At 53.4% G+C, this 26,152-nt stretch carries 17 protein-coding genes; 2 read left to right on the top strand and 15 right to left on the bottom strand.

The window, feature by feature from the left end:
* Positions 1 to 109 precede the first annotated feature (109 nt).
* The 15 genes from J7M22_06945 to J7M22_06875 all read right to left on the bottom strand — a co-directional run bounded on the left by J7M22_06945 (position 110) and on the right by J7M22_06875 (position 18,336).
* Positions 110 to 259: a hypothetical protein gene (locus J7M22_06945; protein ID MCD6506348.1), complete on the bottom strand. Its 150-nt coding sequence runs from the start codon at positions 257 to 259 to the stop codon at positions 110 to 112.
* On the bottom strand, positions 252 to 1,424 hold the full coding sequence (locus J7M22_06940) for a YibE/F family protein (GenBank protein ID MCD6506347.1): 1,173 nt from the start codon (positions 1,422 to 1,424) through the stop codon (positions 252 to 254). Before J7M22_06940 ends, J7M22_06945 begins: the two co-directional genes overlap by 8 nt.
* The gene (locus J7M22_06935) at positions 1,409 to 3,442 is read right to left on the bottom strand and encodes an amylo-alpha-1,6-glucosidase (GenBank protein ID MCD6506346.1); all 2,034 of its coding nucleotides are present in this window, start codon (positions 3,440 to 3,442) and stop codon (positions 1,409 to 1,411) included. Before J7M22_06935 ends, J7M22_06940 begins: the two co-directional genes overlap by 16 nt.
* A 51-nt stretch (positions 3,443 to 3,493) precedes the next feature.
* Positions 3,494 to 4,738, bottom strand: coding sequence for an argininosuccinate synthase (argG, locus tag J7M22_06930; GenBank protein ID MCD6506345.1), 1,245 nt, complete (start codon positions 4,736 to 4,738; stop codon positions 3,494 to 3,496).
* A gap of 313 nt (positions 4,739 to 5,051) precedes the next feature.
* Positions 5,052 to 6,011 (bottom strand): site-specific DNA-methyltransferase, encoded by a 960-nt coding sequence (locus J7M22_06925; GenBank protein ID MCD6506344.1) that lies wholly within the window; start codon positions 6,009 to 6,011, stop codon positions 5,052 to 5,054.
* Positions 6,012 to 6,086: 75 nt separating this feature from the next.
* The gene (locus J7M22_06920; GenBank protein MCD6506343.1) at positions 6,087 to 8,375 is read right to left on the bottom strand and encodes a sodium-translocating pyrophosphatase; all 2,289 of its coding nucleotides are present in this window, start codon (positions 8,373 to 8,375) and stop codon (positions 6,087 to 6,089) included.
* A gap of 48 nt (positions 8,376 to 8,423) precedes the next feature.
* Complete coding sequence (locus J7M22_06915) at positions 8,424 to 9,761, bottom strand: bifunctional folylpolyglutamate synthase/dihydrofolate synthase (GenBank protein ID MCD6506342.1); 1,338 nt, start codon at positions 9,759 to 9,761, stop codon at positions 8,424 to 8,426.
* 9 nt (positions 9,762 to 9,770) lie between these two features.
* Positions 9,771 to 11,027 carry a serine hydroxymethyltransferase gene (locus tag J7M22_06910; GenBank protein MCD6506341.1) on the bottom strand — a complete coding sequence of 419 codons (1,257 nt, stop codon included), beginning with the start codon at positions 11,025 to 11,027 and terminating at the stop codon, positions 9,771 to 9,773.
* 4 nt (positions 11,028 to 11,031) lie between these two features.
* Positions 11,032 to 11,949: a 2-dehydropantoate 2-reductase gene (locus tag J7M22_06905; protein MCD6506340.1), complete on the bottom strand. Its 918-nt coding sequence runs from the start codon at positions 11,947 to 11,949 to the stop codon at positions 11,032 to 11,034.
* A 75-nt stretch (positions 11,950 to 12,024) separates the two neighbouring features.
* Positions 12,025 to 12,858, bottom strand: a complete 834-nt coding sequence (locus J7M22_06900; protein ID MCD6506339.1) for a sugar phosphate isomerase/epimerase — start codon at positions 12,856 to 12,858, stop codon at positions 12,025 to 12,027.
* 13 nt (positions 12,859 to 12,871) lie between these two features.
* Positions 12,872 to 14,854 (bottom strand): alkaline phosphatase family protein, encoded by a 1,983-nt coding sequence (locus J7M22_06895; protein ID MCD6506338.1) that lies wholly within the window; start codon positions 14,852 to 14,854, stop codon positions 12,872 to 12,874.
* Positions 14,855 to 14,857: 3 nt separating this feature from the next.
* Positions 14,858 to 15,583, bottom strand: a complete 726-nt coding sequence (locus J7M22_06890; protein MCD6506337.1) for a nucleotidyltransferase family protein — start codon at positions 15,581 to 15,583, stop codon at positions 14,858 to 14,860.
* Positions 15,573 to 15,989, bottom strand: coding sequence for a nucleotidyltransferase domain-containing protein (locus tag J7M22_06885; protein ID MCD6506336.1), 417 nt, complete (start codon positions 15,987 to 15,989; stop codon positions 15,573 to 15,575). Before J7M22_06885 ends, J7M22_06890 begins: the two co-directional genes overlap by 11 nt.
* Entirely contained in the window at positions 15,990 to 16,982 is a 993-nt protein-coding gene (locus J7M22_06880) for a DUF362 domain-containing protein (protein ID MCD6506335.1), read from the bottom strand.
* A gap of 34 nt (positions 16,983 to 17,016) precedes the next feature.
* Positions 17,017 to 18,336: an MFS transporter gene (locus J7M22_06875; protein MCD6506334.1), complete on the bottom strand. Its 1,320-nt coding sequence runs from the start codon at positions 18,334 to 18,336 to the stop codon at positions 17,017 to 17,019.
* A gap of 219 nt (positions 18,337 to 18,555) precedes the next feature.
* Here J7M22_06875 and J7M22_06870 point away from each other — a divergent pair, with 219 nt between their 5' ends.
* Both J7M22_06870 and J7M22_06865 read left to right on the top strand, forming a co-directional pair.
* Positions 18,556 to 22,041 carry a hypothetical protein gene (locus J7M22_06870; GenBank protein ID MCD6506333.1) on the top strand — a complete coding sequence of 1,162 codons (3,486 nt, stop codon included), beginning with the start codon at positions 18,556 to 18,558 and terminating at the stop codon, positions 22,039 to 22,041.
* A 257-nt stretch (positions 22,042 to 22,298) separates the two neighbouring features.
* Positions 22,299 to 26,152 (top strand): right-handed parallel beta-helix repeat-containing protein (locus tag J7M22_06865; protein MCD6506332.1); only part of this gene is annotated, 3,854 nt, incomplete at its 3' end.

Here is a 26,152-nt window from a genome sequence, read left to right as displayed (position 1 = left end):
GCAGAGAGCTGATTTGCGTAGTGCGTAATGCGTGCGGCGTAAAGCGCCTTACGCTCTACGCCCTACTCTCTACGCCTTGCGCACTACGCTTGATGGATAACCGCTACACTCAAGGGAAATAAGAGCGGATCTGGTTTATGGTGACCGGCACTCCTTCCATAGGATTGCCGCCGCCATCTATGACCTTTAGCATGGCCTCGCCCATCCGATATCGGGCGATCCTCTCCTCTGCTCCCTCAAGTATCTCCCTTTCATTCATGGGCAACCTCCTTAGATTCCCTTCTCAACCCTATAAGCGTTCCGGCGATGGCCGCCGTTATGGGTATCGCCAGAACCAATCCTATCGTTCCGGCCAATCCTTGAACCGCTTCCACCGCCGTCGACTCCCTATTTATCACCCTCAAAAACGGATATACCCTTCCCGCCTGGGGGAAGACGATGCTCGGCAGGATGAAGAGGGTCAGATCCGATCCGAGGTAGGCGAAGATCAACGTGTTGGTGACCGTCCCCATGATATCCCTTCCGACGTTCAATCCCGACCTTATAGCCTGAAAGACCCCTATCCTTGGGTTGGCCTTCTTGACCTCATCCACCGCCGAAGCTATAGCCATGCACACGTCCATCATCGCCCCCAGAGCCCCTATCATCATCCCGGCCAGGAGTATCCCTCTGAAATTCCACATCTCGCCCTTCATGGCCTGGTCCCTCCAGAGTATCGTCCCCAGCTTCATAAAACCGAATTCCACATCCACACCTGTGAAATGCAGCGCCTTTGAGGAGATATAGGCCAGAAGGAGGCAACTGAGCAATCCTCCCAACGTGCCTAACGTTCCGGCGACGGATTTCCTGTTGAGACCGCCGACGATGAAGAAGGTGAGAAGTGTCACGGTGACTGAGATGGCGAGCGAGATCGGCACAGGTGGCCATCCCCTTATCAGGGCCGGCAGGAGCAGAAAGAGCATCGCAGCGCCGCTTATCGCCAGCGAGAAGATAGCTCGAACCCCTTTCATTCCCAGAAGGACAAGCAGAAATCCAAAGCTCCCCAACATGTTCAGTATAAATCCGCTCCGGAAGTAATCGCCAAGATAGATCTTCTTATATCTTATCCCCCCGCTTTCATCGAGGCTGAGTATCGGGATCTGAAGGAAGAGTTTGTCGCCAACGTGTATGATCCTATCGGCAAAGGCCCTGCCGATAAACTTGTTATCCACGCTCACTGTCGCTCCTCTGAGCGGTCCGGTAAGCACCTGCATTTTGAGGACCTGGTCGACGTCCCGTGTGGAGTCGATGTTCACCACTTTCCCGACACAGACCAGAACCCTGAGCTCTCCCCTGTGGATGATAGCCCAATATCTGCTGATCCATACGTTTCCTATGGCCCAGAGGATGAGGTATATTACGATGGCGATCACCCTTGAGCGCAAGCCGCCACCTCCTCGATCAAGACCCTCAGCACCTCGGCTACGCTCCACGCCTGGGATATACATCCCCTGGGATGATGGGGCGGATCGCCGTCGAATATCTCAGATATCGTCCCCACCCCGGCTTGCAGGATGTGATCCGGCAGCGCCTCGAGAAACCGGATTATCCTCTCGATTAACCCCTTTTCATGCCTGTGACATCTGGCGTATGCTGAGATAAACGGGCCCAGCAGCCAGGGCCATACGGTCCCCTGATGATACGCTCCATCACGGCTGATCTGATCCCCCTGATATCTCTCCCTATAGCTCGAATTCTGAGGGGAGAGGGTCCTCAAACCGTAAGGCGTCAGAAGCTCCCTCTCAACGACCTCCAGCGCAGCGCAGGCCGCCTCAAGCGGAACGGGAGTGAAGGGCAAGCTCATGGCGATCACCTGGTTCGGCCTGATCGAATCGTCGACCTTGTCCTCGTTTATGCAGTCGAAGAGACATCTTCTCTCGCCGTTCCAGAACCTACGCATGAAGTTCCCCTTCACCCTTTCAGCCATCTCCCGATATCTTCGCCGATCGGTTTCCTCCTTAAGCTGTTCGGCGAAATAGGACGTGGCCATGAGGGCGTTATACCAAAGCCCGTTTATCTCGACCGCTTTGCCGTATCTGGGCGTCACCACCCAATCGCCCACCTTGGCATCCATCCAGGTCAGTTGCACGCCGGGTTCACCTTGAACGAGGAGACCATCACCCGGATCGACGTGGATGTTGTATCTCGTGCCTTTGACATGCCATTCGATCGATTCACGAAGTATGGGATATATCTCTCTGATCAACTCAAGATCGCCCGTCCGGCTCATATAAAGATAAACGGCATTGAAAAGCCAGAACGTCGCATCGGCTGAGTTGTAGACGGGATCGTTTCCGTCCTCAGGGATGAAGTTCGGTATGAGTCCCTTGCTCATATGTCCGACCCATCCTCTGATCAGCTCCGCCGCCTCTTGAAACCTTCCAAGGGCGAGAAGCAAACCCGGAAGGGATATCATGGAATCCCTTCCCCACTCCGAAAACCAGTGATATCCGGCGATCAACCCTTTACATCCCGCGGATCTCTCGATCAGAAAGGTATCGGAGGCCAGTAAAAGCGACCGGATGAAAGAGGAAGGGAAGATCTCCTCCAGCCTTTCGATCTTTTCGGCCAGAAGCGGATTTTCGATTATCCCGCGTCGTCTATCGATCTCCTCATCCCTCGCCTTTGCAGGGTCGAAACCCTCCGGATAATCTGTCGATGCGACTATCGAGATCTCATCGCCCTGCCTGAGTTTGGCGAGGAAGTATCCGGGGCTGAAGAGGTCCTCCCTGAAATCCAACCCTCTGAGCATCTCCCGGACGTATTCGAAGTTTCTGTACCAGTATCCGGCCTTTCTGAACCACGCTCCCCTGGCCACGAGATAGATTCTGGAGCCCTCGTCGTAGGGGACCATCATTATGCCGTCCGGGACGGAATGGACATAGGCGTTGAAGGAGAGGTTTTCCCTATGGAGGTGATGGAAGTTTCTCCCGGCGATCATCGGCCTTATCTCGATCTCCACCTCCGAGGGGGCTGATATCAGCCTGTAGGTTATCACCGTCCGATTGGCTCCACGGACGGCGAAGATCTCCTTTTCAAGTAAGACCCCACCGGCGGAGTATCGATATGTCGGGAACGGGTCGATCCGGAAGGACTCCAACAGGCGGTGTCCCGACGGATAGATGACGCCGGGATACTGATTGCATCCGAGCTCATAGAGATCACCCTGCACAGTCAGTTTCTCCTCAAACTTGGAAAGCAGAACCCGCCTCTCGGAGGAATGGGGGAGGGTAGCTACGAGCAGGCCGTGATACCTCCTGGTGTTAGCCCCTGAGACGGTAGAGGAGGCATATCCGCCCAGACCGTTAGCCTCAAGCCATTCAAGCCTGGAGGAGATCTCGAAATCTCGAACCGTCTTCCCGCTGAGGTTTATCCCTTGGAACACCTTTCCATCGGGCGTCATCTGTCGTCATTTATGGTCATTTGTAGTCATTTTAAATGACGGTGCGGTGTGCTATCCTTCGATCATCTGACGCCTCTTGGCGAGGATCTCGAAGATGAGCCCTCTGATCTTAGCGGCGTCGGCGCAGGTGCGCTGATCGAATCCACTGGCCTTTATGGATCGGATCTCCGGCGAGAAGAGGGAGGTCGGTGAATCCCGATATATGATGTCGACGTTTCCTTTGAAGAGTTTGACCCTGACCGTTCCTTTTACCATCTCCTGAGTTTTCGCTATGAAGGCGTCGAGCGCCTCCCTGAGTGGATGGAACCATTCGCCGTGGTAGACCATGTATGCCCACCTCTGTTCGACGCCCTTCTTGAACAACAGCTCATCCTTGGTCAGGCACATCTGCTCCAGGTCCCTATGGGTTTTGAGTATGACGGTTGCCGCCGGCGCCTCATAAAGCTCTCTGGACTTGAGGTTCATTATCCCCTCTTCGAATATGTCTATCTTGCCCACGCCGTGAGCGCCGGCTATTTCGTTTAGCGCCGGAACCAGTTCCTTAAGCGGCATTTGCTTTCCGTCCATGGCCACCGGTATGCCCTTTTCGTAGACGAGCTCCACCACCCTTGGCTCATCCGGCGCCTTTTCGGGGGGCACGTACCACATCCACACCTCATCCGGTATCTCCATGTTGAGATCTATAGCGCCGCTCGCTATGGATCTACACCACATGGTTTTATCGTCTCCGCCGGCTATCGTTTCGGTGACGGGGATACCCCAAGCTCTACACAGCGCCTCCTCCTCGGATCTGGTCAGGTCGAAATCACGGACGGGGACGATGATCTTCCTCCCGGGGGCGAACATGGTGAAGACGTTATGCATCCTGTACTGGTCGTTACCCTTGCCTGTGGAGCCCTCAACGAGGGCATCAGCGCCCAATTCCACGGCTTTCTCGGCCACCTTCCGGGCGATAAGCTGTCTCGTCATGGAGGTGGAGACCGGATATCCCATGTAGTCGGAGTTGGCCATGATCGCCTTCGCCATCCACTCCTCAGTGAACTCGTCCTTGGCGTTTATCAGGATGGGCTCCACCTTAAGCACCTTGGCCTTATCGAGGCCAGTTTTGATCTCCTCCTCTCCTTGACCGACATCGACCATTATGGGTATGATCTTTTTCGCCTTATACTTCCTGCGTAGAAGCTCCACACATAATGATGAGTCTAACCCCCCCGAATATGCCAGAGCGGCGACGTTAACCTCCGGCACCTCGGTCTCCTCAACCTTCTTCAATGCAGTTTGAAGTAGATCTGACATAGCCTCACACCTCCTTTTATCACGGTTTTTCTCCTCGCTCATATTTCCCTTGAGTGTAGTGGTTATCCATGATGAGGAACGAGAAGAAGGGAAATCCGTTGCACGTTCAACGTTTAACGTTGTAACGTTTTCCGTCCTGGTTCCTCGTTCCTTTTCGCCCTGAGAAATAAGCTTTTCTAACCTCTCAGATCTCTGCTACACTTAACGATAATATGAGCGTAGTTATTTATTGTCATTTGTTGCCATTTAAATGACGGCGAAGCCAAATGACTTAATGACTACAAATGACGGTTGAGCTGTGGACAGCGGACAATTAGCCATAGATACTACACCCAAGGGAATAAGAGCGATTCGAGATGTCAGGATCACCAGGTGGGCGCCAGAAATGAAGCAGATACTCGAAAGTCGTTCCCATCGTGATGTAATTGGAGGGCCATCCGAAGATTCCCACTCTGTTTACGATATTGGTCCGATCCCAGATTATTATATTTCTCAACTCATAACCGGCTTTACGAAGCGCCTCCACAACGATGATATGTAACGTAATGCGCTTATCTCTCCACCACATATCCGGTATGTTTATGACACAATGTCCCTTGGGCTTTAACAAAGGCAGCATATTACCGAAGATCTCCTCAAGCGCTTTACCGAATTCCGCCGGAGATAGAGTCCCTAGATCCCGAGGATCTTGACTGTATTGTTCAACCTTCATGAACTGTTCGTTTTTCCTTTCATCACCCCTTCTGCTCTTGTTCCTTCTCTGACGGTTTAGAAGATTAGCATAGGGGGGAGACGTAAATATCAAAGAGATCATCTCCTCCTTAAAGTAGAGTGGTATGTTGCGTGCGTCATCTTGAATCGCCAGTTGCTTACTGCTGCCAGTTAATGTGAGTTGGCGCAGGCGCTCATTACAGAGATCTATATACTCCTTCTTCAAGTCAAATCCAACTGCGTTACGGTCCAGGTCTCTGGCAGCTACTAAGGTTGTTCCGCTCCCAACAAACGGATCGACAACCAGCTCTCCCCTATGTGTGAACAGCGAGATGACCTTAGCGGCTAAACTTATCGGAAAGGTCGCGGGATGCAAACGTTTATCCCTGATATCTCTTTTTTCATAGTTAAACTGCCATACGCCAATCTGAGCTTTTATCCACTCTTTAGGGGTGAGGCAGTTAATATGAGAAGGGTCACAATCACAGGTTTTCTCATAGCCGATATCAAGAAGTTTCCTTTTACCATCAGACACGATAACCTGTGACGAACTTCCACCCATGACCTCCCCCTCCACCAACGATTTTTACAAGTAGGGGCTAGGCATTCTTCGTTTGAATGCCTAGCCCCTACAACTTCAGAACAGGGCGTTTTTGACGATAAAGGAGGCGAAGACGACAGAGACCATGGACATCAGCTTGATGAGAATGTTGAGGGACGGCCCCGATGTGTCCTTGAACGGGTCTCCGACCGTATCGCCTGTGACGGCAGCTTTATGGGCCTCGGAACCCTTGCCGCCTAAGTTTCCCTTCTCGATGAACTTTTTGGCATTATCCCAAGCGCCGCCGGCGTTGGCCATCATCACGGCCAACACAAATCCGCTGACCAGAGCACCAGATAGCAATCCGACCAGCCCTTCGCTACCCAGAAGTATACCGATGAGGATCGGCGCGATGATAGCGAGCAGTGCCGGAAGTATCATCTCCTTCTGAGCTGCAGCGGTGCTTATCCTCACGCAACTGGCGTAATCCGGTTTGTTTTTGCCCTCAAGTATACCCAGTTCGCGGATCTGCCGTCTGACCTCACGGATGATCGCCCCGGCGGCCTTTCCCACGGCCTGCATCGTCATCGAGCAGAACAAGAACGGCAGCATTCCTCCTATAAAGAGCCCGATTATCACCTTGGGGTTTTCAAGTGTGATGTTGAAGTAGCTCTTGAGAAAGGTGGTTTTCTCAGGGAGAGCGTTGAAAAACTCGACCTTTGCCAGTTGGCTGAGCTTGTCGAAGTTCGCCGGAAGTTTGCCGATCTCCTGGAGGAAAACCCTGAAACGATCGGAGTTTACCAGGAATTTGACGACCTCCTCCTTGTAGGCGGAGATCAACGCCAAGGCGGTCAGGGCAGCCGAGCCGATGGCGAATCCCTTTCCGGTGGCGGCTGTTGTGTTCCCAAGGGCATCCAGGGCATCCGTTCTCTCCCGGACCTCAGGAGGAAGTCCTGCCATTTCGGCGTTTCCGCCGGCGTTATCGGCGACAGGTCCATAGGCGTCGGAGGCGAGGGTGATCCCCAACGTGCTGAGCATACCCAAGGCGGCGATGCCTATCCCGTAAAGGCCCATCACTGGTTCCTGAAATCCGTGCGCCAGCCAGAAGCTGAAGAAGATCCCCAGACCGACCGTCACAACGGGTATGGCGGTGCTGAGCATGCCCATCGCCATGCCCTGGATGATGACCGTGGCATGGCCCGTCTCGGCGGCTTCAGCTATGGACCTAGTCGGCCGGTATTCGTCTGAGGTGAAGAACTCGGTGAAGTATCCGATGATCAACCCAACGGCCAGGCCCGTCAGAACGGCGCCGTAGACTCCGTCGTAATTCGATCCTAAAGTAGCCCTGACCACGAAGAAGGTGGCGATGGCTATGACCGCCGCGCTGAACCAGATCCCTCTGCGCAGCGCCCACAGCAGCGTCGATTGTGTGGCTCTCTCGCCGGATCGAACCAGGAAGGTGCCGAGTATTGAGGCGACAACCCCCACGGCGGCTATGACGAGCGGAACGGTAACGCTTTGTAGCGCAAGCCCATGTTTGGCGAACGCTCCCGCGCCGAGGGCCATCGTGGCGACTATCGATCCGACATAGGACTCATACAGGTCTGCTCCCATTCCGGCGACATCCCCTACGTTATCCCCGACGTTATCGGCGATCGTGGCGGGGTTGCGCGGATCGTCTTCGGGGATACCGGCCTCGACTTTGCCGACAAGATCAGCTCCGACATCGGCGCCTTTGGTGTAGATGCCGCCGCCCACACGTGCGAACAACGCCTGGGAGCTCGCTCCCATCTCGAAGGTTAACATCGTGCTCGTGACCGTCCAGATCCTCTCGGCCTCAGGCAGATTGCTGTAAAGCCAGTTGTTCAGCAGGTAAAACCAGATGCTTAGATCCAACAGACCGAATCCGACGACCATCAGCCCCATCGTGGCACCGCTTGAAAAGGCCACCCTCAGTCCGCTGTTAAGGCTCTGTTGGGCCGCAAATGCCGTCCTGGCGCTGGAATTGGTGGCGATCTTCATCCCCAGGTAACCGCATAGACCTGAAAAGAACCCTCCTGTCAGGAAGGCGAATGGAACGGGTGCCGCGAGGTAATCACCCCACCACGCCATAAGCGCCAGGACAACGAACATCACGGCGAAATAGATCGAGACGACCGTATACTGCCGTTTCAGATAAGCGTTCGCTCCCTCACGAACGGCCGCTGCTATCCTTCGCATCTCCTCAGTGCCCTCGCTATAACGGAATATCCTGAAGACCAGATACACCACGAACAGGAGGGCGAGGAGCGAACCCAGCGGCGCCAGCCACGTCAGATCAGACGCTCCCTTCTGAGCCGCCAGGTATATAACACCCGCAAGCGAGACCAGCCCGATGATGAACATCACCCAGAGGGCTGTGCGAAGTCCCTTACCCACTTTATACCTCCTTCCTCACGTCATGTTTTTACATATCATATCTTTCAAAAGCTCTCCCACATGATAGAAGGAACCGGTAACGCAGATCAGATCGTCCGGCCCTGCCATGGAGAGAGCTTCTGAAAAGGCTTCCCTTACCGCCCCGGCGGTAAGAACGTGATCTAAAATCCCCTCCAGCCTCAACTTCAGCTCAGCCGGGGGGATCATCCTGGTGTTATCAGAGGCCCTCGTAGCTATCGTCGTATCGGCGAATCCCGCAAATTCGTATCCCATACCCTCCACGTCCTTGTCCGACGAGGCGCCGAATACCAAGATGAGCTTCTCGTATCTAAATCTCTCCTGAATCGTCCGTCGCAGTGCTCTGATCGAATCGGGATTATGGGCCACATCGAGTATCACGATCGGTCTCTCCCTGACCACCTGTATCCTACATGGCCACTTCACCCTGGCCAATCCCGATCGGATGGCCTTCGGTGAGATCCCAAAACCCTCGCCGCGCATGACCTCCACAGCGGTTATCGCCGTCAGAGCGTTGATGATCTGATGCTCCCCGAGGAGAGGTAAAAAAAGATCTTCATACCTCAGGCCCATCACCTCGGCGGAGAACCTCTCGCCGGCCGGGGAGGAGACCTCTCTTTCCGATCGGGCGATCTCATCCACGCGGAGGAGCGGCGAGTTGAAGCGACGGCATCTTTCGGAGATGATCCCTATGACCCCCTCTTTCTGCGGCGCGCACACCACAGGGGCATCGCTCTTTATAATTCCAGCTTTCTCCCGCGCTATAGCCTTAAGAGTATCTCCCAGTATTCGGGTGTGATCCAGCCCGATTGGGGTTATGACGACGAGGTCGGAGTTGATCACGTTGGTGGCATCAAGCCTCCCTCCCAATCCCGTCTCCAGCACCCAGATATCCGTCCCTTCTGAGGCAAACCAGAGGAATCCGAGTGCGGTGTAAAGCTCGAAGAAGGTGAGATCCCCCATCTCATCGCTATGTCTCATCTCCTCGGCCACAGGCTGAATCCTCTCCACCAGTTGGGAAAGTTCATCCTGGGAGATCATCTTGCCGTTTATCCTGAACCTCTCGCGCGGGGTGACGAGGTGGGGCGAGGTATAGAGCCCGACCTTATAACCTGCCTCGGCAAGTATCGTCGAGATCATACAGGCTGTTGATCCCTTACCTTTAGTTCCGGCGATGTGGATAACCTTTTTGCGAGCGAGGTGTGGATTGCCGATGGAATCGAGGAGTCTGCGCATCCGTTCGAGATTGAACCTGCGTTCATCGTATCGATGTTCCACCCGCCGCTCATAGTTGATGAAGGAGTTGAGGAACTCCAGGGCGGATCGGTACTCCATCCATTTCCCTCAGGCCCATATATCCAGATCCTGGTATATCGGAAACCTATCGCACAGCTCTTTAACCTGCTGCCTGACTTTCTCCCTAACGCTTATATCGGTGGGGTTATCCAACACCTGGGCGTAGAAATCGGCTATCAGCTCCATCTCCGGCTCCTTCATTCCTCTGGTCGTCAACGCCGGCGTTCCGGGCCTGATGCCGCTGGTTTCGGTAGGAGGCTTCGGATCATAGGGGATCAGGTTCTTGTTGACTATGATCCCCGCCTCCTCCAGCATATCAGCCGCCTCACGGCCCGATATGCCCTTATTCGTCAGATCGATCAGCATCAGGTGGTTATCGGTGCCCCTTGAAACCAGCCTAAAACCCCTCTCCATGAGGGCATGTGCCAGCGTTTTCGCGTTTTTGACGATCTGTTTCTGGTATTCCTTGAACCCCGGCTCCATCGCCTCCTTAAAACAGACGGCTTTTGCCGCTATGACATGCATCAGCGGGCCGGCCTGAACGCCGGGAAAGACGGCCCTATCGATCTTCTTTGCCAGCTCTTTACGGCAGAGTATGAAGGCGCCGCGCGGGCCCCTGAGGGTTTTGTGAGTCGTGGAGGTGACGATATCACAGTATGGAACCGGGTCAGGATGAACACCTCCGATGATCAGACCGGCGATGTGGGCGATATCGGCCATGAGATACGCCCCAACTCTATCCGCTATCTCGCGCCACTTGTCGAACTCCAATATCCTCGGATAAGCGCTTGCGCCCACAAGTATCAACCTCGGCCTATGCCTCTTAGCCAGATCCTCCACGTAGTTGAGATCGATCATCTCCGTCTCACGGTCAACCCCGTAGAAGACGAAATTGTAGTATCTGCCTGAGAAATTCTGAGCCTTACCGTGGGTGAGATGGCCGCCGTGGTTGATATGCATGGATAAGATGGTATCACCCTCATCCAAGAGGGCATAATACACGGCCATGTTGGCCTGCGAACCGGTGTGAGGCTGGACGTTGGCGTGTTCCGCCCCGAAAAGCCTCTTCGCCCGTTCGATGGCGAGCGACTCGGCCATATCAACGAACCTGCATCCGTTGTAATATCGATTTCCCGGATATCCCTCCGCGTATTTGTTGGTCATTATGCAACCCTGAACCTGCAGAACCGCCTTACTGGCGTAGTTTTCGGAGGGGATCATCACGAGCGTGTGTATCTGCCTATCCAGCTCGCCATCCAATATCTGGGCCATCTCAGGATCGACCTGACTTAAAAGCCTGTTCATCAATCTACCTTGCTCCTTTCTCGCGGACTTTAACTAGATACACAAGCGTCTCATTGACCGGGGTAGGTATGTTCTTTTCCCTCCCAAGCCTTACGATCGCACCGTTTATAAAATCTATCTCGGTCTTTCTGCCGACCATCACATCCTGCAACATAGAGGAGATATTATCGGCTGTGAGTCTACATACATCCACCACCCTGCCCATGGGGTCCGAATAAGGTAGAACGACGTTCAGCTCAGCGGCGACCTTCACTCCCTCCTCAACCGCCATTCTCATGATTTTTATCGTCTCATCATGTTGGATCAATTCGCCATTCTTTAAACCCGTTACTGCGGTGAGGGGGTTTATGGCGGCGTTAACTATCAGCTTGCCCCAGATCTCGGAGCGGATATCCTCTGAGATCCTCGTTTGAATCCCAGCGTCGTTAAGCATTTTAACGCATCCTTTCGCGCCTTCGCTTATATCACCCGATAGGGTTCCGATGACCGTTTCACCTGCTCCGGCGTGCAGGATATCCCCCGGTGCCAGACAGGTTGCTCCATGGGAGGTGACCCCGGCTATAACCCTTTCTGCTCCGAATTCCTCCGCTATTATATCGGCATTGCCCAACCCGTTTTGAAGTGTGACCACATATCCGCTTCCCTTGAGAGCGGAACCGATAGATCTGACGGCTGAAGCGGTGTCATAGGATTTCACCCATATAAAGGTGTAATCTACCTTCGGGATCCTATCCGCCCTCAACAACACCTTTATCCTTTTGAACCTCTCACCGCTTACCCCGTGGACCCTGAATCCGTTCTCGTTCAGCCTCGCAGCCCTATCCGGTTTGTAATCCAGCATAAACACATCGTTACCTGCATCGGCAAGCAGGACGGCAAAAAGCGAACCCATCGCCCCCGGTCCGACAATGAGTATCCTCATGAGCCCATCAACCCTACCTTCTTAGAAGCTGTTAAATGGTATCATAGAGCCTTCTATAATTCAAGTCGTAGCTAACTAAAGTCCGATTCCAAGCTCCTCAGCGATCGAGCGGATATAGCTGGCAGCCTTGGCATATTCCTCTTCGTTGGGTAGATGTTCAAGCATGAGGGGGATATCCGGATCGAGCTCGTTAAGTTTCCGCAGAAAGACCCTGTAATCCAATCCTCCCAGGCCGGGTCGGGTCTCGTCAAGATGCGTGGTGAGCTTTTGAGAAAGCACGATATCTTTGGCGTGACAGCTCTTGATATGAGGGCCGAGTTTCTCTATGAAGTCCTTTATCAGCTCACCGTTGCCGTAATACCGCTGTGGGCTGCAGATCAGGTTGACCGGATCGAAATGTACGGCGAATCGCTTACGATCTATCGCTTCGATCAGCCTGAGATAGCTCTCGGCTGAGTCCGGGTACATCCACGGCATCGTCTCCAGGGTATAGAAGCTCCTTTTAGGCTTAACATCGTCTATGATCCCACGCACTGTCTCGACGATCATATCGAAGGTCTCATCGGTGAGGTTATCCGGATGATGGCCATCCCATTTCTCCCCGCGGGAGCCTGCTATGTTGACACAGCATCGGGCGCCGATCTCATCGGCCAACGCCAGCATCCTCTTGCATTTCTCCAGTGCCTTATGCCGTTCCTCCTCGTTAGGGCTCATCGGATTGCTCCATGCCCCGACCTCAGCTATCACTATATCGGCTTCCCGGGCTGCCTCGGAGTAATCCCGAATCGTCGAGCCATCGGCATCCGGCCCTACGGGACAATACGCCGCCCTATATCCGGCCCGTCGGAGGGCGGCTATCCATTCCCCTGGATCGGAATAGCTTGAAAACACAGGTCCTCCCAATCTCATCGCTCGTCTCCTTTCACTCCTCATCCGTCACATCGCCCTGTAAGGTGATGGGCTTTGGTTTGACGGTCGGACGGCGTTTTATGGGTCTGGCGGTGGGTTTTAAGACCCGATCCGGCCGTCTGCTGTAACCCTTGATCAAAAACTCCCTCAATATCCTTCCCTCCGTCTGGGCCGGGGCGTCAAATCCCATTAAGTGGGCCACTGTGGGGGCGACATCCGTGGTGCAGATTCCGGCCTGTTCGAGCTTTGGAGGTTTGACGCCTGGCCGAATTCCCGGCCCGTACATGATAAGCGTTCCCATCACCGACGTCGCATCCGTCTCGTATGTGGGGATCATCGGCCCATGGTTTCCCCCTCCGCAGGGGAAGACGACCCGGTCCTCGCCCATCCGTAGAACCTCCGGCCCCGACCATCTGTATCCGCCGGAATAACAGAAAACCAGATCGCCGATATAATCCCCCCAGAGCCCGACCATAGGGGCATCCTCTCTCGTCAGGACAAAGGCGAAGACGTGCTCGCCCGTTTCGGGATCCTTCAGATCCCTCATAGCCGTCAAAACCTGGGATCTGAGGGATTCATACTCCTCAGGCGGAACCACCCCTCCTTCATCCCTGCCCTTCAGGTTGATCCAAAGGTGATTCTGGACGAAGAAGAGCTTGCTATGAGCCCAATCCACACCTTTGCCGTCAGAGGTCAAGCTCACCCATCCACGATCCTTAAAGAGGTTTATGAGCGATACGGCCTTTTTATTGGCAGGCATACCGTGATCGGAGACCACCACGAAGAGCGTCTCGCCGTCATCGAACCGCTTGAGGAACTCGCCTACGAACCGATCGGTCGCACGATAGTAGTTTCGCACGATCTGCCAGTATTCATCGGCCTTGCTAGGGTCATAATTAGTCCCCGTAGGATCGATCAGAGGGATGAACCGATGGCCTATCTCGTCCAATATATGCCAGTGTAACACCAGCAGTGAAGCATCAGCCGATTTCATCGCCATATATGCGGCCTCGGCCCACCACTTCGCTTCCTCGGCCATCACCTCGTCGGCCGTCTCCCAGTCCAGCTGGCCGTGACAGTGAAGACCCACCGTCATGCCCGAGTGTATATACGGTCCCAGCTCAGAGACAAGCCTTTTTCCCAAAACGGGATTGGAGCAAAACCGACCGTCCGTAGGATAGGCGTCACTCCGATAAAGCCTCATCCGCACCCCATCGGGCGAAAGCTCCACCAGTTTGAACCTGAAAGCACCCTCCGCCTCTCCCTGATCCGCCGTCTTGAACCCTGCCCGTATCCAGTCGCTCCACTCGCCGACGGAAAGCGTGGCTATAATTTCAGAGAAATCCCTGGAAGGCGATATCGAAACCCTGTCATATTTCCCATCCTTGCCCCACACAAGAGCGTAGTATGTCGGCCCGGAACCTTCAGTTGAAGGCACAACGGGAAGCTCAGCATCAAACGGGGTGAGTCCGGATAAAGGCAAATTCCTCCACCCCTTTGCCGGAAGAAGCTCGATCGGATCGGTCGTATTCAGTTCAGGGCAGTTGTGGTATACGGTCGGAGGGGCCAGGTCGAAATAGGATCGGGACGGCTGAAAAAGCCATTCGATGAAGACGGCGGCCTTGGTTGTAGGCGGATATCCGGCGTAGTTCATAACCACGCTCCGTATGCCCGACCGCGCGGCCGCCTCCCAGAGATACTCGGCGCGACATAAACCCGCGTTGAAGGCCTCCTGACGATGATACTCCCACACCGGTTCACCCGGGATGTGTGAGCCCCACTGGACCACACCGTGGGTTCCCGGCGTAGCTCCTGTCGCTATGGTATCCCAGTTCGAGGGGGTTTGAGCCGGAATCACAGGCCGAACGCGGGTGAAGCACCCTCTCTCGACCATCCGTGATAGGTTCGGCATGACCCCTTCATCGAGAAATCTCTCCGTGATGTTGGGAACCATAGCATCCAGCCCCAGGATCAATCCCCTTTTCGCCTCAGCCATCTCTCACCTCCTGTTTTTTCCCCTCTTCCATCCCCTGATAGCTGCCTCCCACCTCTCAAACGTCCCCGTATCGAACCAAATCCCGTCATGTATAAACCCGTAGAGCACTCCATCCTCCGCGAGTCTGGGGAAGAGCTCCTTTTCGAGCATGAAGGCGTCGGAGGACGGGAGGTGTCGGAATACGGAGGGGCTGAAGATGTAGTATCCCGAATTTATCAGGTCGGTTGGAGGGTGAGGGGTTTTCTCCAAAAAAGCGGTGATCCTGTCGCCGTCCATCGTAACGACCCCGTAGGCGCGGGGGTCATCCACCCTGGTCAAAGCGATCGTAGCCACCGCTCCCCTTGATATATGGAATTGATACATCTCCCTGAGGTCCAGATCGAAGAGGTTATCCCCGTTGAGCGCTATGAAATGCTCATGGAGCGGCTCTATCAGCTTCATCCATCCGCCCGTGCCCAGAGGTTTATCCTCGATGATGTAACGGATTTTCATCCCGAATCGGCTCCCATCGCCGAGATATTCCCTGATCCTCTCATGCATGTATCCCACGCTGAGATAGACCTCCTCCACGCCCGCATCCTTGAGGATATCCAGAATGTGCTCCGTCAGCGTTTTACCCTGTATCGGGATGAGAGGTTTGGGTATCTCATATGTGACGGGCCTGAGCCTCGTGCCCATCCCCCCGGCTATGATCACCGCCTTACGGATCATCTCCCCTTTATTCAACATTGAGATACCTCCTGTTCCATCGATCGATCCTCTTCATGTCTTCGAGCCTCTTGAGGGCGAGAATTTGGAACCTCTGGAAGTTAAAGGGGTCTTTTTGATAGATCGGCACGCCGTAATATGCGATCTCCCAGGAGAGGAAACCGTTGGCTTTATTGAGCACGATCAGGTCCACCTTGTCCGTTCCCAGCAGATCCGCGAGCGCCCCCCATATTGCGGCATCTATCTTCCAATCTCCCCCGAACGGGTAATCCTCGACCCAGACACCTATGTCGTAATCGCTATCAGGGGTGCTCCACCCTTTAGCTCTCGATCCGAAAAGAACGACAAGGTTTATCCGAAAGCGATGACATATCTCCGCGAGCTGTTTGCGGTCGATCTTTGTATCACGCAGATCACCCTCATCCATTTAAATCCTCACGATCTCTATCTCCTTCATATCGGCCACGCCTAGGTTATGGTCCCTGTCAGCGGCCGTGAAGATGTGCTTACACCATTCGGAATGGGAACTCAGGGGTTTCAATCCTGTCTCCCTTCTCTTTCGATCGATTATATCCATCCCCACCCTATCCAGCGCCACCGGATCGCGTGAGACCAGGATAGCACCCGGACGCCAGACATAACGGGGCTTATATCCGGGACCGAACTCATATTGGCTCAGAAGCGCATCGCAGATGATAAGGCGTTTCTTATCCTTAAGTTTCCCGATGGCGTTCAGATCAGCGATGAAGGGATCGCACCCGTTATCGTGGTATTTGTTCGGATTATGTATGGCGCCGAACCAGTTCTTCAAGGCGATGGTCACGCCGGCTATCTCGTGATGCTTGAGGACAGGCAGGTTTATCAGCGCTGTGCATCGCGTGAGGATGGTGCTGAAACAGCTCGCTATGCTTCTGAACATGGTCAGATCGACCTCGTAATCCGATTCGGTGCCGAAGCATCGGACATCCCTTCCGGATCGGTTGACCTTGAAACCCGCCTCGCGAAGCTCATCGTCGAACCTATCCCAGATGATTATCCTGTGGGGTTTAACGCCGGCGGAGATGAGTCTCTCCGCCACGGCATAAGCGAGCTCAGGATGGGTCGAAAGCCTTTTCCCCGCAAGCGTGTTCACCTTGATCCCGACCGTATCTTCCTTATCGAACAGCGTTCCCCAAGCATCTTTCGGCTCCTTACCCGTCAGCGCCGCTATCGCCTCATCGAGCATCGATTCAACGGCGCGGGAGCTGACCTCTAACTTCTCGGATATGGAGGAGGGGTCCTGTGCGATAACCACCTTCGATTTGGCTGCTTTGCCTTTGAACAGGTTGAAGAGATTTGCCTGAGAGAGATTCAACCCGAAGGTCGCCAAAGCGGTTTTTCTCAGAAAGTCCCGTCTGGTGGGGTCGTAGCGAAGGCGCATATCAAATCACCTCCCGATATTCGCTAATATGATATTACAAAGAGCATGGTTTCTCAAGCTTGGAGGCCAGAATCAAGGTGATCAATCCGGCGATCGTCGAAACGGCAAATGCCGCCTCGAAAGAGGTCATATCTATCAGATATCCTCCCAACATCGGTATCAGCATCATCGGCGCCGTGGCTGTGTTCATCAATCCGACATATGTTGGCCTCTCCTCCTCGGGCGATATGTCGAGAAGATAGCTCAGATTGGCGATATAGTATCCCATATTGCCCACCCCGACCAGTATGAAGGGCAGACAGAAGAAATTATGAGCGGGGTTATCCGAGGCCGTGATCGCCTTCAAGGCAGATAGGGGCGCCCAGGTTAGATCAGGCGGGATGAATCTGGATATGATCGCCAGCAGCGGCCCCATCGAGAGTATGCCGACGCCGAAGCTCAAAAGCGGTTTCCGCCCGAATCTATCGCCTACATAGCTCCATATGGGGTTTGAGATTATGCCGCTTAAGGCCAGAATCGAGATGAACGTCCCTTTCATCTCTGGAGGTGCCTGCAGGACCTTGATGGCATATAGCGTGAAGAACGGCACGGACATCCCCGTCACCGAATTGCCCAGCCTTACGAGCATGAACCTCCTGTAATTACGGTCTGACTTGAGTATTTTGGGGGCGCGTCTGAGATGTCTCCATATTCCCCCTGAGCTCTCACTTCTCACCCCCGGCGGCTCGCTGACGAGACTGAAGCATATCAGTCCCGAGCTCAAGACGACCGTTCCCACGGAGAACAGAACCAGGTAGTCCTCAGGAAAGGGGAGATCCAGCCCTTGGATGAACCTCACGAACTGCCCGGCTATCAGCGCCAGGATGCTTCCCAGGAACATCCTTATGCCGAAGAACCTGCCGCGTCTGTTTGATGGGATGGTTTTACCCACTATATCCATGAAAGCGGATCCCGATATCCCGCCGAACACGCCGTAGAGGCCTAAGGCCAAGATCGTCACCACGATGAGCATCCTCGGATGTCTCGCCTTGAAAAGGGCGAGCGTGATGATCAGTGAGATCGCCGAGAGCACCCTGAGAATCGCCGCTCGCCTGTAGATCGGCAGCTTGTAAGTCCTCCTCTGCACCATATCGGCCACGAAGAGCTGGGGTAGGAACCACCCGAGCTGAAATATGACAGCGATCAGCCCTGCAAGCGAGTTAGCCGCTCCGCTCCAGCCGGCCATCCCGGCCAGAGTGGCGATATAGACGGGCAGAATGACCTGGGGGCTAAAAAAAGCCAGCCCGAACTGATAAAGCGCACCGTTAGCGACGCCAAGGATGAAGTTGCGATTCGACCATCTCTCCTTCCGCATCGTCGATACCCCATCCGGTTTTCCTCCTTGGAGGGAAAAATCATATCACATCGACGATACGGATGCAATCTGGCTGTGACCCCCGACTATCCTAACCATCTCGAATTATTGAAAAGCGTTTCGAGGATAGGTTATAATCTTTTTACTAGGGGTTATGAGCTGATACGGAGAGATGGGCTGTGTTCGCGGAAAATCCTAACCGTCGATCAAGGTTGAGGGATGAAGATACGTGTTGAGCTTTTAGGTGGTTTGAGGATCATTCAAGGGGAAAACGTAATCACTCGTTTTCGAACGAGGAAGACGGGGATACTATTAGCTTATCTCGCCCATCATCGGGACCGGATGCATCCCCGTGAGGTGCTCATCGAGCTTCTCTGGCCCGGCTGTGAGGAGTATAAAGGTCGTCAAAGTCTCAGTACCGCCCTTTCATCGCTTCGTCATCAACTCGAACCGCCGGGGGTTCCGAGAGGCTCCGTTATTCTCGCCGATCGTTTCTCCGTCGGGTTAAACTCGCAATTCATTACGACGGATGTCTCAGATTTCGAAGAGCTGATTCGGAAGGCAGGAGAAAACCTGAACCCTGACGAGAAGATGGATCTCCTTGCTAAAGCTGTCGCCCTTTATCGCGGGGAATTTCTGCCGGGCTACTATGAGGACTGGGTTTTACTCGAGCAACATCGACTTGCCAACCTCTTTCAAGAGGTGATTCGCGAGCTGATCTCGCATCTTGAAGAAAGAGGCAGACTCGACGAGGCCCTTCGTTACGCTCGAATCGCCGTCCAGGTAGGGCTATCCTGTGAGGAAAATCACTACAGACTGATGCATCTCTATGTCATTTCGGGACAACCTCTGGAAGCCCTGCGACATTATCACGTGCTGCAACAATCCCTGAAGAGGCGAGGGGATGATGAGGGGCTTATATCTCAGCGAATTCGGCAGCTTGCCGCGGAGATAAAAGAGCAAGCGTTGGAACTCGGAACCCCTGCTCTGGAATCCCGCGCTTTACAGAAAGTAGGCTTGCCCGCCAAACCGACAGGTACCGTCACTTTCATGCTGGCTGGAATAGGTAATGCCAAGACGTTAAGGAGGCGACTTGGAAGGTCGTTTACCCCTGTCTTGAAAAGGTATCATGAGATACGAGACCAGGTTTTTCTCCGATATAGAGGATATAAGGTGAGGGAGACCGCCGATATATCGTTAGTGGCCTTCGAACATGTAAGCGATGCCGTCGAGTGCGCGGTTGAACTTCAAAAGGAGATATCCGCTCGGTTGGAATTCGTGGATGATCTCAAGGTTAGAATCGCCCTGGATACAGGCGAGGTAAGGTTAGAAGGCGGGAAGTATCACGGGGATGTTCTGCAGAACGTGTGTGAGATATTGAAAGCCTCACACGACGGCCAGATCATATGTTCTGAGCGGACGGCATCACTGGCTATCCAAGTGCTTGACGCAAGAATCCGACTGTTAGATCTGGGAGTTTACCGTCCCCCATGGGCCGAACATGGCGAGCGGTTCTTCCAGATCTGTTATCCCGATATGCCGTCACGAAAGTTTCCGCCGCTGAAGATGGAGAAGGGATATGGAGGCAATCTACCAGCGCAGTTAACGCTGTTTTTCGGCCGGGAGGATGAGATGGAGCAGATCGAGCGATTGATCATCTCCGATGGACATCGGCTGGTGACGCTGACCGGAGCGGCCGGGAGCGGAAAGACAAGGTTGGCGTTGGAGATCGCCCGGCGGTTGTCAGACGCCTTTCATGGCGCCATCTGGTTCATCCCACTGGCTTTTATCTCAGATCCTCATCTGATAGCGGATCAAATCCTGGACTCCATGGGGTTGGAGAGAGCGCCTGGCCTGAAACCGATGGATCGAGTCATTGAAGCGCTCGGACGTCGGCGGAATTTACTTGTTCTGGATAACTTCGAACATCTTCTCCCGGAGGGAACTTTCGTAGTGCAAAAACTCCTCGAATCCGTGGATGAGCTTTACTGCTTGGTGACGTCGCGAAGGCGGCTGAACCTAAAGGGGGAATATGAATTCGTCGTATCACCCCTTCCTATCCCAAAAGGGGGGGAGAACCTTGAGGAGCTTCTCTCACTGGCGAGCATCCAGCTTTTTATAGACCGCGCCCGATCGGTGAGACCAGATTTTCAAGTGACAATGCAGAACGTGAAACCGCTGGCGGAGTTATGCGTGAGGCTCGATGGGATTCCCCTCGCGCTGGAGCTTGCAGCGACATGGGCTCAGGTTTTCACTCCCGCCCAGATGCTTTTACGGCTGAGGAGACGTTTCGAGTGGTTGTCGAGCCGACAGAGACATGCCGTTCCTCACCACCGGACTCTACAAGCCGCTATCGATTGGAGCTACGAGCTTCTCTCCCCCGATCTGCGTCGTTTCTTCACACAGCTCTCCATATTCCGAGGCGGATGGAGTTTGGAGGCCGCGGAGGTTATCTGTCAGGAACCCATGGCGCTGGATTATCTGGCTCAGCTGCGAGAGTGCTCGATGATCACGACGGAGGAGCAGCATGATGAGATTCGATTTGGTATGCTGGAAACATTACGGGAGTATGCGGATCGAAGACTCCTACCGGAGGAGCGGTCGAGATTGAAACGGCGGCATCTGGAGTACTTCGTGGAACTGGCCGAGACCTTATCTGAGGATGGCCCCCAGTCCCTCTATTTGAACCGTCTAGGGGCTGACCTGGAGAACTTGAGGGAAGCTCTGAGGTGGGGGTTAAATCACTCGCCTCAAGATGCTCTGCGCCTTTCACTTGCTCTGGTTGACTTCTGGACGATTCGGAATTATTGGGATGAAGGGCTACGGGTATCAGAACGGGCGCTCGAAAGATGCACTGATATACCGGATGAGTTGCTCGTTCAAGCGCTATTGAAGATAGGGATATTGGCTTACCACTGTGGGGACCTCGACAAGGGAGAGCGTAACCTGAGGTTAAGCCTCGATCTAAGCGGTGATCTGGACGATAGACGAACCGCCTGCGCATCGATCTATCATCTCGCCATTGTGTCATTCATGAGAGATAAACGCGAGGAGATGCGATGCCTTTTAGAGCAAAGCCTCGCGTTAGCTCGGGAGCTAAATTACCGACGGATGATTGGAGCCTGTCTGTTGAGACTGGGCGAGCTGATAGCGGAGGACGGTGATCTGGAGAGGGTGGAACCCCTCTTCCGTGAGAGCTTGCGGATCGCCCGTGAGATAAGATCAACACATGGGGTGGCGACAGCGCTTCTTCACCTCGGCAGACACCTCGTTAATCGCCGCAGGACTGAAGCGCAAACCTTATTGGAAGAGGCCCTTTCTCTCTTCAAAGAGCTTCAAGACCCCGCCAGCATATCTGTCGTTCAGGTCCTCCTCGGCCAGATGGCCTTTAAGAAAGGCGATATGAAAACCGCCCGGAGCTGTTACCTTCTGAGCCTGGAATCCGCTCAGAAGACGATCTTTAAGAATTACGCTTACAAACCGATATACGGCCTTGCGCGGATAGAAATGGTGGAAGGACGATTAGAACGGGCAGCGTGCCTGCTGGGAATCGCCTCATTGTATGCCAAACCATCCGATGCGGAGGAGCTTGAAGCTTCGCTGCAGGAGATCATAGGCGAAGCTGAGCTCAGGGAAGCCTTCGAAGCCGGCCGTTTGATGAATCAGGAACAAACCCTCCTCTATTGCTTTCGAGAGATTCCGTAGCTAACCCATCCCCTTCCGAACAACTCACAATAGCTTGTAAGAGTTTTGTAAGGGTAAGGGTGTATAATTCCAAAAAGCAGGGGAGGTGTTGCCTCCCATCTCAGGGGGGTAGGCAAAGTAAAGGGGGTAACATTTCCCCTCGATGGGATCCAAGTAAATAGCCGAAGGTTTTTGGACAAGATCTGTCTATCGCAGATATCTCAACCAAACTTATTGTCCGGATAGCTTCGTCCAGATACTCATGGGAGGTGAAAAAGATGAAGAGGAACATAATTCTCACTCTGATCATGGCTGCCTTTATGATAGGCGCTTGGGAAGGAGAAACAACCCGGGCTGCGATCTACTATGTCAGCCCTTCAGGGAATGATACCACAGGCGACGGCTCTTCAGATAACCCATGGAGAACCATACAGCACGCTATCAATCAGGCATCTAGCGGTGATGTGATCAGAGTGATGGGCGATGGAGACGATAATACCAATGACTACAGTGAGAACGTCACAGTGAATAAAAGCCTTACGATAGAGGCCTATAGCTCCACACCTCAGATCGTAGCCGCCAATTCAGATACCGATGTTATCAAGGTTACTGCGGACAACGTCACTATCAAGGGGCTGGAGGTCCATGGCGCTACAGGGTCTTACAATGCGGGGATTTATGTCCTCTACGATAATTTTATACTTCAGGATAACTACAGTCACGATAATTACTTTGGAATTTACATCAGCGGTTCCCATGGCCAGGCTTATAGGAATTCCTGCGATGAAAACTCGAATGATGGAATCTATCTGGACTACAGTTCCCATAATCGGATTTCGAGCAACTGCTGTAGTGAAAATGGAGGGAACGGGATAACCTTTTACAGATCTGACGACAACTTCCTCATCCAAAATAGCTGCTACGGAAACACCGGGAGAGGTATCGAGCTGATAGGGTCCGATGGTAACCTCCTCGCAGGAAACGATCTCTCTGAGAACAAGGATGACGGGATTCGGCTTACCACCTTCTTCGATGACGGATCGGATAATAACATTTTGGTTCGTAACAGATGTAACCAAAACGGTTATGAGAATTGGGACGAGTTCATACTTCAAGGCTCCGGCATTAGGATCGAGGATTCCAGTAACAATCTCGTCTATCTGAACATGTTCTCCGACAACGTGCTCGGAGAGATCAGCCTCAGCGGGGGCTCTGGGAACATCTTTCACTCCCCGACCAAGCTGGATTATTACTACAATAACTCGAGTTCTGATTTCAAAAACTTCCTAGGGAATTATGATTCCGGTTCTACCGGTTCGGATAGCAACGGCGATGGGATCGAAGATAGCTCAAACGATTTAGGAGATGTCACCGATAACTATCCACTCGTGAAAGAGCCTAAATATTACGCTCTGTCGCAAAATTGGTGGCTTGGGAATCCGGTCATGTATCGGGATGATATGCTTCAGGAGATCAAGACGGAGGCTTTAAACGGCGGTGGTTCCCTCGTCTGGGTGGCGGATGAGCGAACCCCTTCAGGTGTGAACTTCGCCGCAGGGGACTCGGCTCAGGGCACAAGCTGGACGGGTCAGATCGCCTTCACCTCAGCCCCTGCAAACGGTAATACCTTCAAAGTGGAGATAGGCTATGCCGACCCTGATGGATCGAACTTCACCCCAGGTGGACCGGAGGTTACTTTAACCGGGGATGGGAGTAAATTTCTCTTCCCGTTCACTGCGAGCGCTGTAGCCTTCAGCGTGCCAGCGGGTAAGAATCTAGCCCTCCGCCTGACAAACCAGAGTGGGTCAAACTATACCGTCCGGGTCGGAGGCGCCTGGAGCTACTGCTCCACATCTTTGAACAGCCAGTGGTACCCCGGAGGTGACAACATCACGGTTTACTACGTCAGCCCAAACGGCAGCGATGTCAGCGGTTTAGGGACACAAGCGGAGCCTTTCCGTACGATCGGCAGGGCTTTAGCGGCGGCCTCTGATGGGGAGACGATCAAAGTGATGGACGACGACGACTCTTCTACAGATGACTATGTGGAGAACCTAACTGTCGATAAAAGCGTCACCATCGAAGCTGAGGATAATGACGGGACAGCTCCCCAGGTGAGATCCGCTTCTTTCGATAAAAGCGTGTTCACCTTGAAAAAGAGCAATGTGACAATCCGAGGGCTTGATATCTACGGCGCAACGGATGAGGAAAAAGCCGGAATCTATTTCGACGAGGACTTGATATCGGAGATTACACTCCAAAACAACCGGTGCGGCTGGGATGCCAGCCACCAAAACTATAAGGGGATCTACGGATATTCGTCTCAAGGGGGAAACTTCTCGATCTCAAATAATACGTGTAGCTATAACCTTGACGATGGTATAACGATAGTGGGAGATAATAGCACTGTTACGAACAACACTACCACATATAACGGCGATGACGGCATATACGTCAGCGGTGATAACGGAGCGATTACGAACAATACCTCCACCGATAATAGCGGCGCCGGTATATATATCCACAGCAGCGATAATGTTAATATCAACGGCAATACCTGCAACGATAACGTCTGGGGGATATATCTGAGCTATTCGGATAACAACACCGTTGCTAGCAACACCTGTAATAACAACCAGAAGGTGGGTATTTGCCTCTCAAGGTCTAATGACAACGTTTTATCAGATAACACCTGTAACTCCGCCAAATATGACGGGATTTACATCTCAAGAGGTGAGAGGAATTTCATCTCCAAGAACACATGCAACCTCAACAAAGAGGCGGGGATATACCTGTACAATAGTAGATTTACAATCGTTGTGAAGAACACGTTAAGTAACAACCAAAACGCTGAGATCTATCTGAGCGCCAGCGATTACAATTCCATCGCTTGGAACACCTGTTCAGGAGCAGGAGGAGCTTCACAATATGGAATTTACCTCACGACCTCGTCGAATCAGAACAGGATCTATTTCAATCAGATATCCGATCACACCGAGGCCAACGTGAAGATTGTCTCATCGAGTGACAATACGTTCTACTCGCCGACGAAGCTGGGCTACAACTACAACGGATCGACGGTCACCTCCAAAAACTTCATGGGGAACTACTATAGTGACTATACGGGAGGCGATACGAACGGGGATGGAATCGGCGACAGTCAGTACGCCGGTGCGGGGATGACCGACCCATATCCATTGAAGGGAACTCCTGATAAATACAACCTCCAGGTTTGGTGGCTGACGAACCCCAAGATGTATCGAGCTGATATGTCACATGCTCCGGGCACCCTGACCATAAACGGAAACTCCTCCCAGGTGTGGGTTGCCGATCAGGCCGCTCCTCAGGAGATCAAATTTGAAGCGGGAGATCCTGACGCCAATACGTCCTGGACGGGGCGGTTGAGCTTGACCTCTACCTCCTATAACCTGACCATTCAGATCGGATATGCCGATTCGGATGGATCGAACTTCTCAGCGGTCGGCCCCAGTACGACGGTCAGCACCTCTTCGGGCAGTGAGGACGTTCTCTTCACCATGCCCGCTCTCTCCTTCACCGTGCCAAAAGGGAAATACCTGGCCCTGAAAATCACGAACAACAGCTCCGGTGGTGAGACGATCAAGCTCGGGGGTGAGAGGAGCTACTGTTCAGCTCCCCAGGGTAGCCAGGATTATTCCCTGCCCGTAACCTTCTCCACCGTCACGGCCGAGGTTGAAGACGGAAAGGTGCTGCTCAGATGGACAACCGCAAGTGAAGTTGGAAACCTGGGATTTAACGTCTGGCGAGGTGCAGATAGGAAAGGCCCGTTTACGAAACTGAACGCCAGACTTATCAAGGGATCAGGAGATAATCCCTTCCCAAAGGAATATTCCTTCACGGACGAGGAGGTCCAAAGTAGGAGGACGTATTTTTATTACATCGAAAGCGTGGATATCGCGGGGGTTAAGCAGAGATCCCAGATAATTGAAGTGACGGTTCTACCCCCTCCCAAAGAAACCCTGCTTCTGCAGAACTATCCCAACCCGTTCAATCCCGAAACCTGGATACCCTTCCAGCTTTCAAAAGATAGCAGTGTGGTGATAAGGATATACGACCTGAGGGGGAGGCTGGTCAGAAAACTCGATCTGGGTCT

Source organism: Candidatus Poribacteria bacterium, from assembly GCA_021162805.1.
In the GTDB taxonomy this organism is placed as follows: Bacteria; Poribacteria; WGA-4E; order B28-G17; family B28-G17; genus JAGGXZ01.
This window is presented reverse-complemented; position numbering and strand designations above follow the sequence as displayed.

What these genes read in the sequence shown, in the direction of transcription:
- J7M22_06945 (MCD6506348.1), bottom strand. Translation starts at nt 259, where the DNA reads ATGAATGAAAGGGAGATACTTGAGGGAGCAGAGGAGAGGATCGCCCGA.
- J7M22_06935 (MCD6506346.1), bottom strand. Translation starts at nt 3,442, where the DNA reads ATGACGCCCGATGGAAAGGTGTTCCAAGGGATAAACCTCAGCGGGAAG.
- argG (MCD6506345.1), bottom strand. Translation starts at nt 4,738, where the DNA reads ATGTCAGATCTACTTCAAACTGCATTGAAGAAGGTTGAGGAGACCGAG.
- J7M22_06925 (MCD6506344.1), bottom strand. Translation starts at nt 6,011, where the DNA reads ATGGGTGGAAGTTCGTCACAGGTTATCGTGTCTGATGGTAAAAGGAAA.
- J7M22_06920 (MCD6506343.1), bottom strand. Translation starts at nt 8,375, where the DNA reads ATGTTCATCATCGGGCTGGTCTCGCTTGCGGGTGTTATATACCTGGCG.
- J7M22_06915 (MCD6506342.1), bottom strand. Translation starts at nt 9,761, where the DNA reads ATGGAGTACCGATCCGCCCTGGAGTTCCTCAACTCCTTCATCAACTAT.
- J7M22_06910 (MCD6506341.1), bottom strand. Translation starts at nt 11,027, where the DNA reads ATGAACAGGCTTTTAAGTCAGGTCGATCCTGAGATGGCCCAGATATTG.
- J7M22_06905 (MCD6506340.1), bottom strand. Translation starts at nt 11,949, where the DNA reads ATGAGGATACTCATTGTCGGACCGGGGGCGATGGGTTCGCTTTTTGCC.
- J7M22_06900 (MCD6506339.1), bottom strand. Translation starts at nt 12,858, where the DNA reads ATGAGATTGGGAGGACCTGTGTTTTCAAGCTATTCCGATCCAGGGGAA.
- J7M22_06895 (MCD6506338.1), bottom strand. Translation starts at nt 14,854, where the DNA reads ATGGCTGAGGCGAAAAGGGGATTGATCCTGGGGCTGGATGCTATGGTT.
- J7M22_06890 (MCD6506337.1), bottom strand. Translation starts at nt 15,583, where the DNA reads ATGTTGAATAAAGGGGAGATGATCCGTAAGGCGGTGATCATAGCCGGG.
- J7M22_06885 (MCD6506336.1), bottom strand. Translation starts at nt 15,989, where the DNA reads ATGGATGAGGGTGATCTGCGTGATACAAAGATCGACCGCAAACAGCTC.
- J7M22_06880 (MCD6506335.1), bottom strand. Translation starts at nt 16,982, where the DNA reads ATGCGCCTTCGCTACGACCCCACCAGACGGGACTTTCTGAGAAAAACC.
- J7M22_06875 (MCD6506334.1), bottom strand. Translation starts at nt 18,336, where the DNA reads ATGCGGAAGGAGAGATGGTCGAATCGCAACTTCATCCTTGGCGTCGCT.
- J7M22_06870 (MCD6506333.1), top strand. Translation starts at nt 18,556, where the DNA reads ATGAAGATACGTGTTGAGCTTTTAGGTGGTTTGAGGATCATTCAAGGG.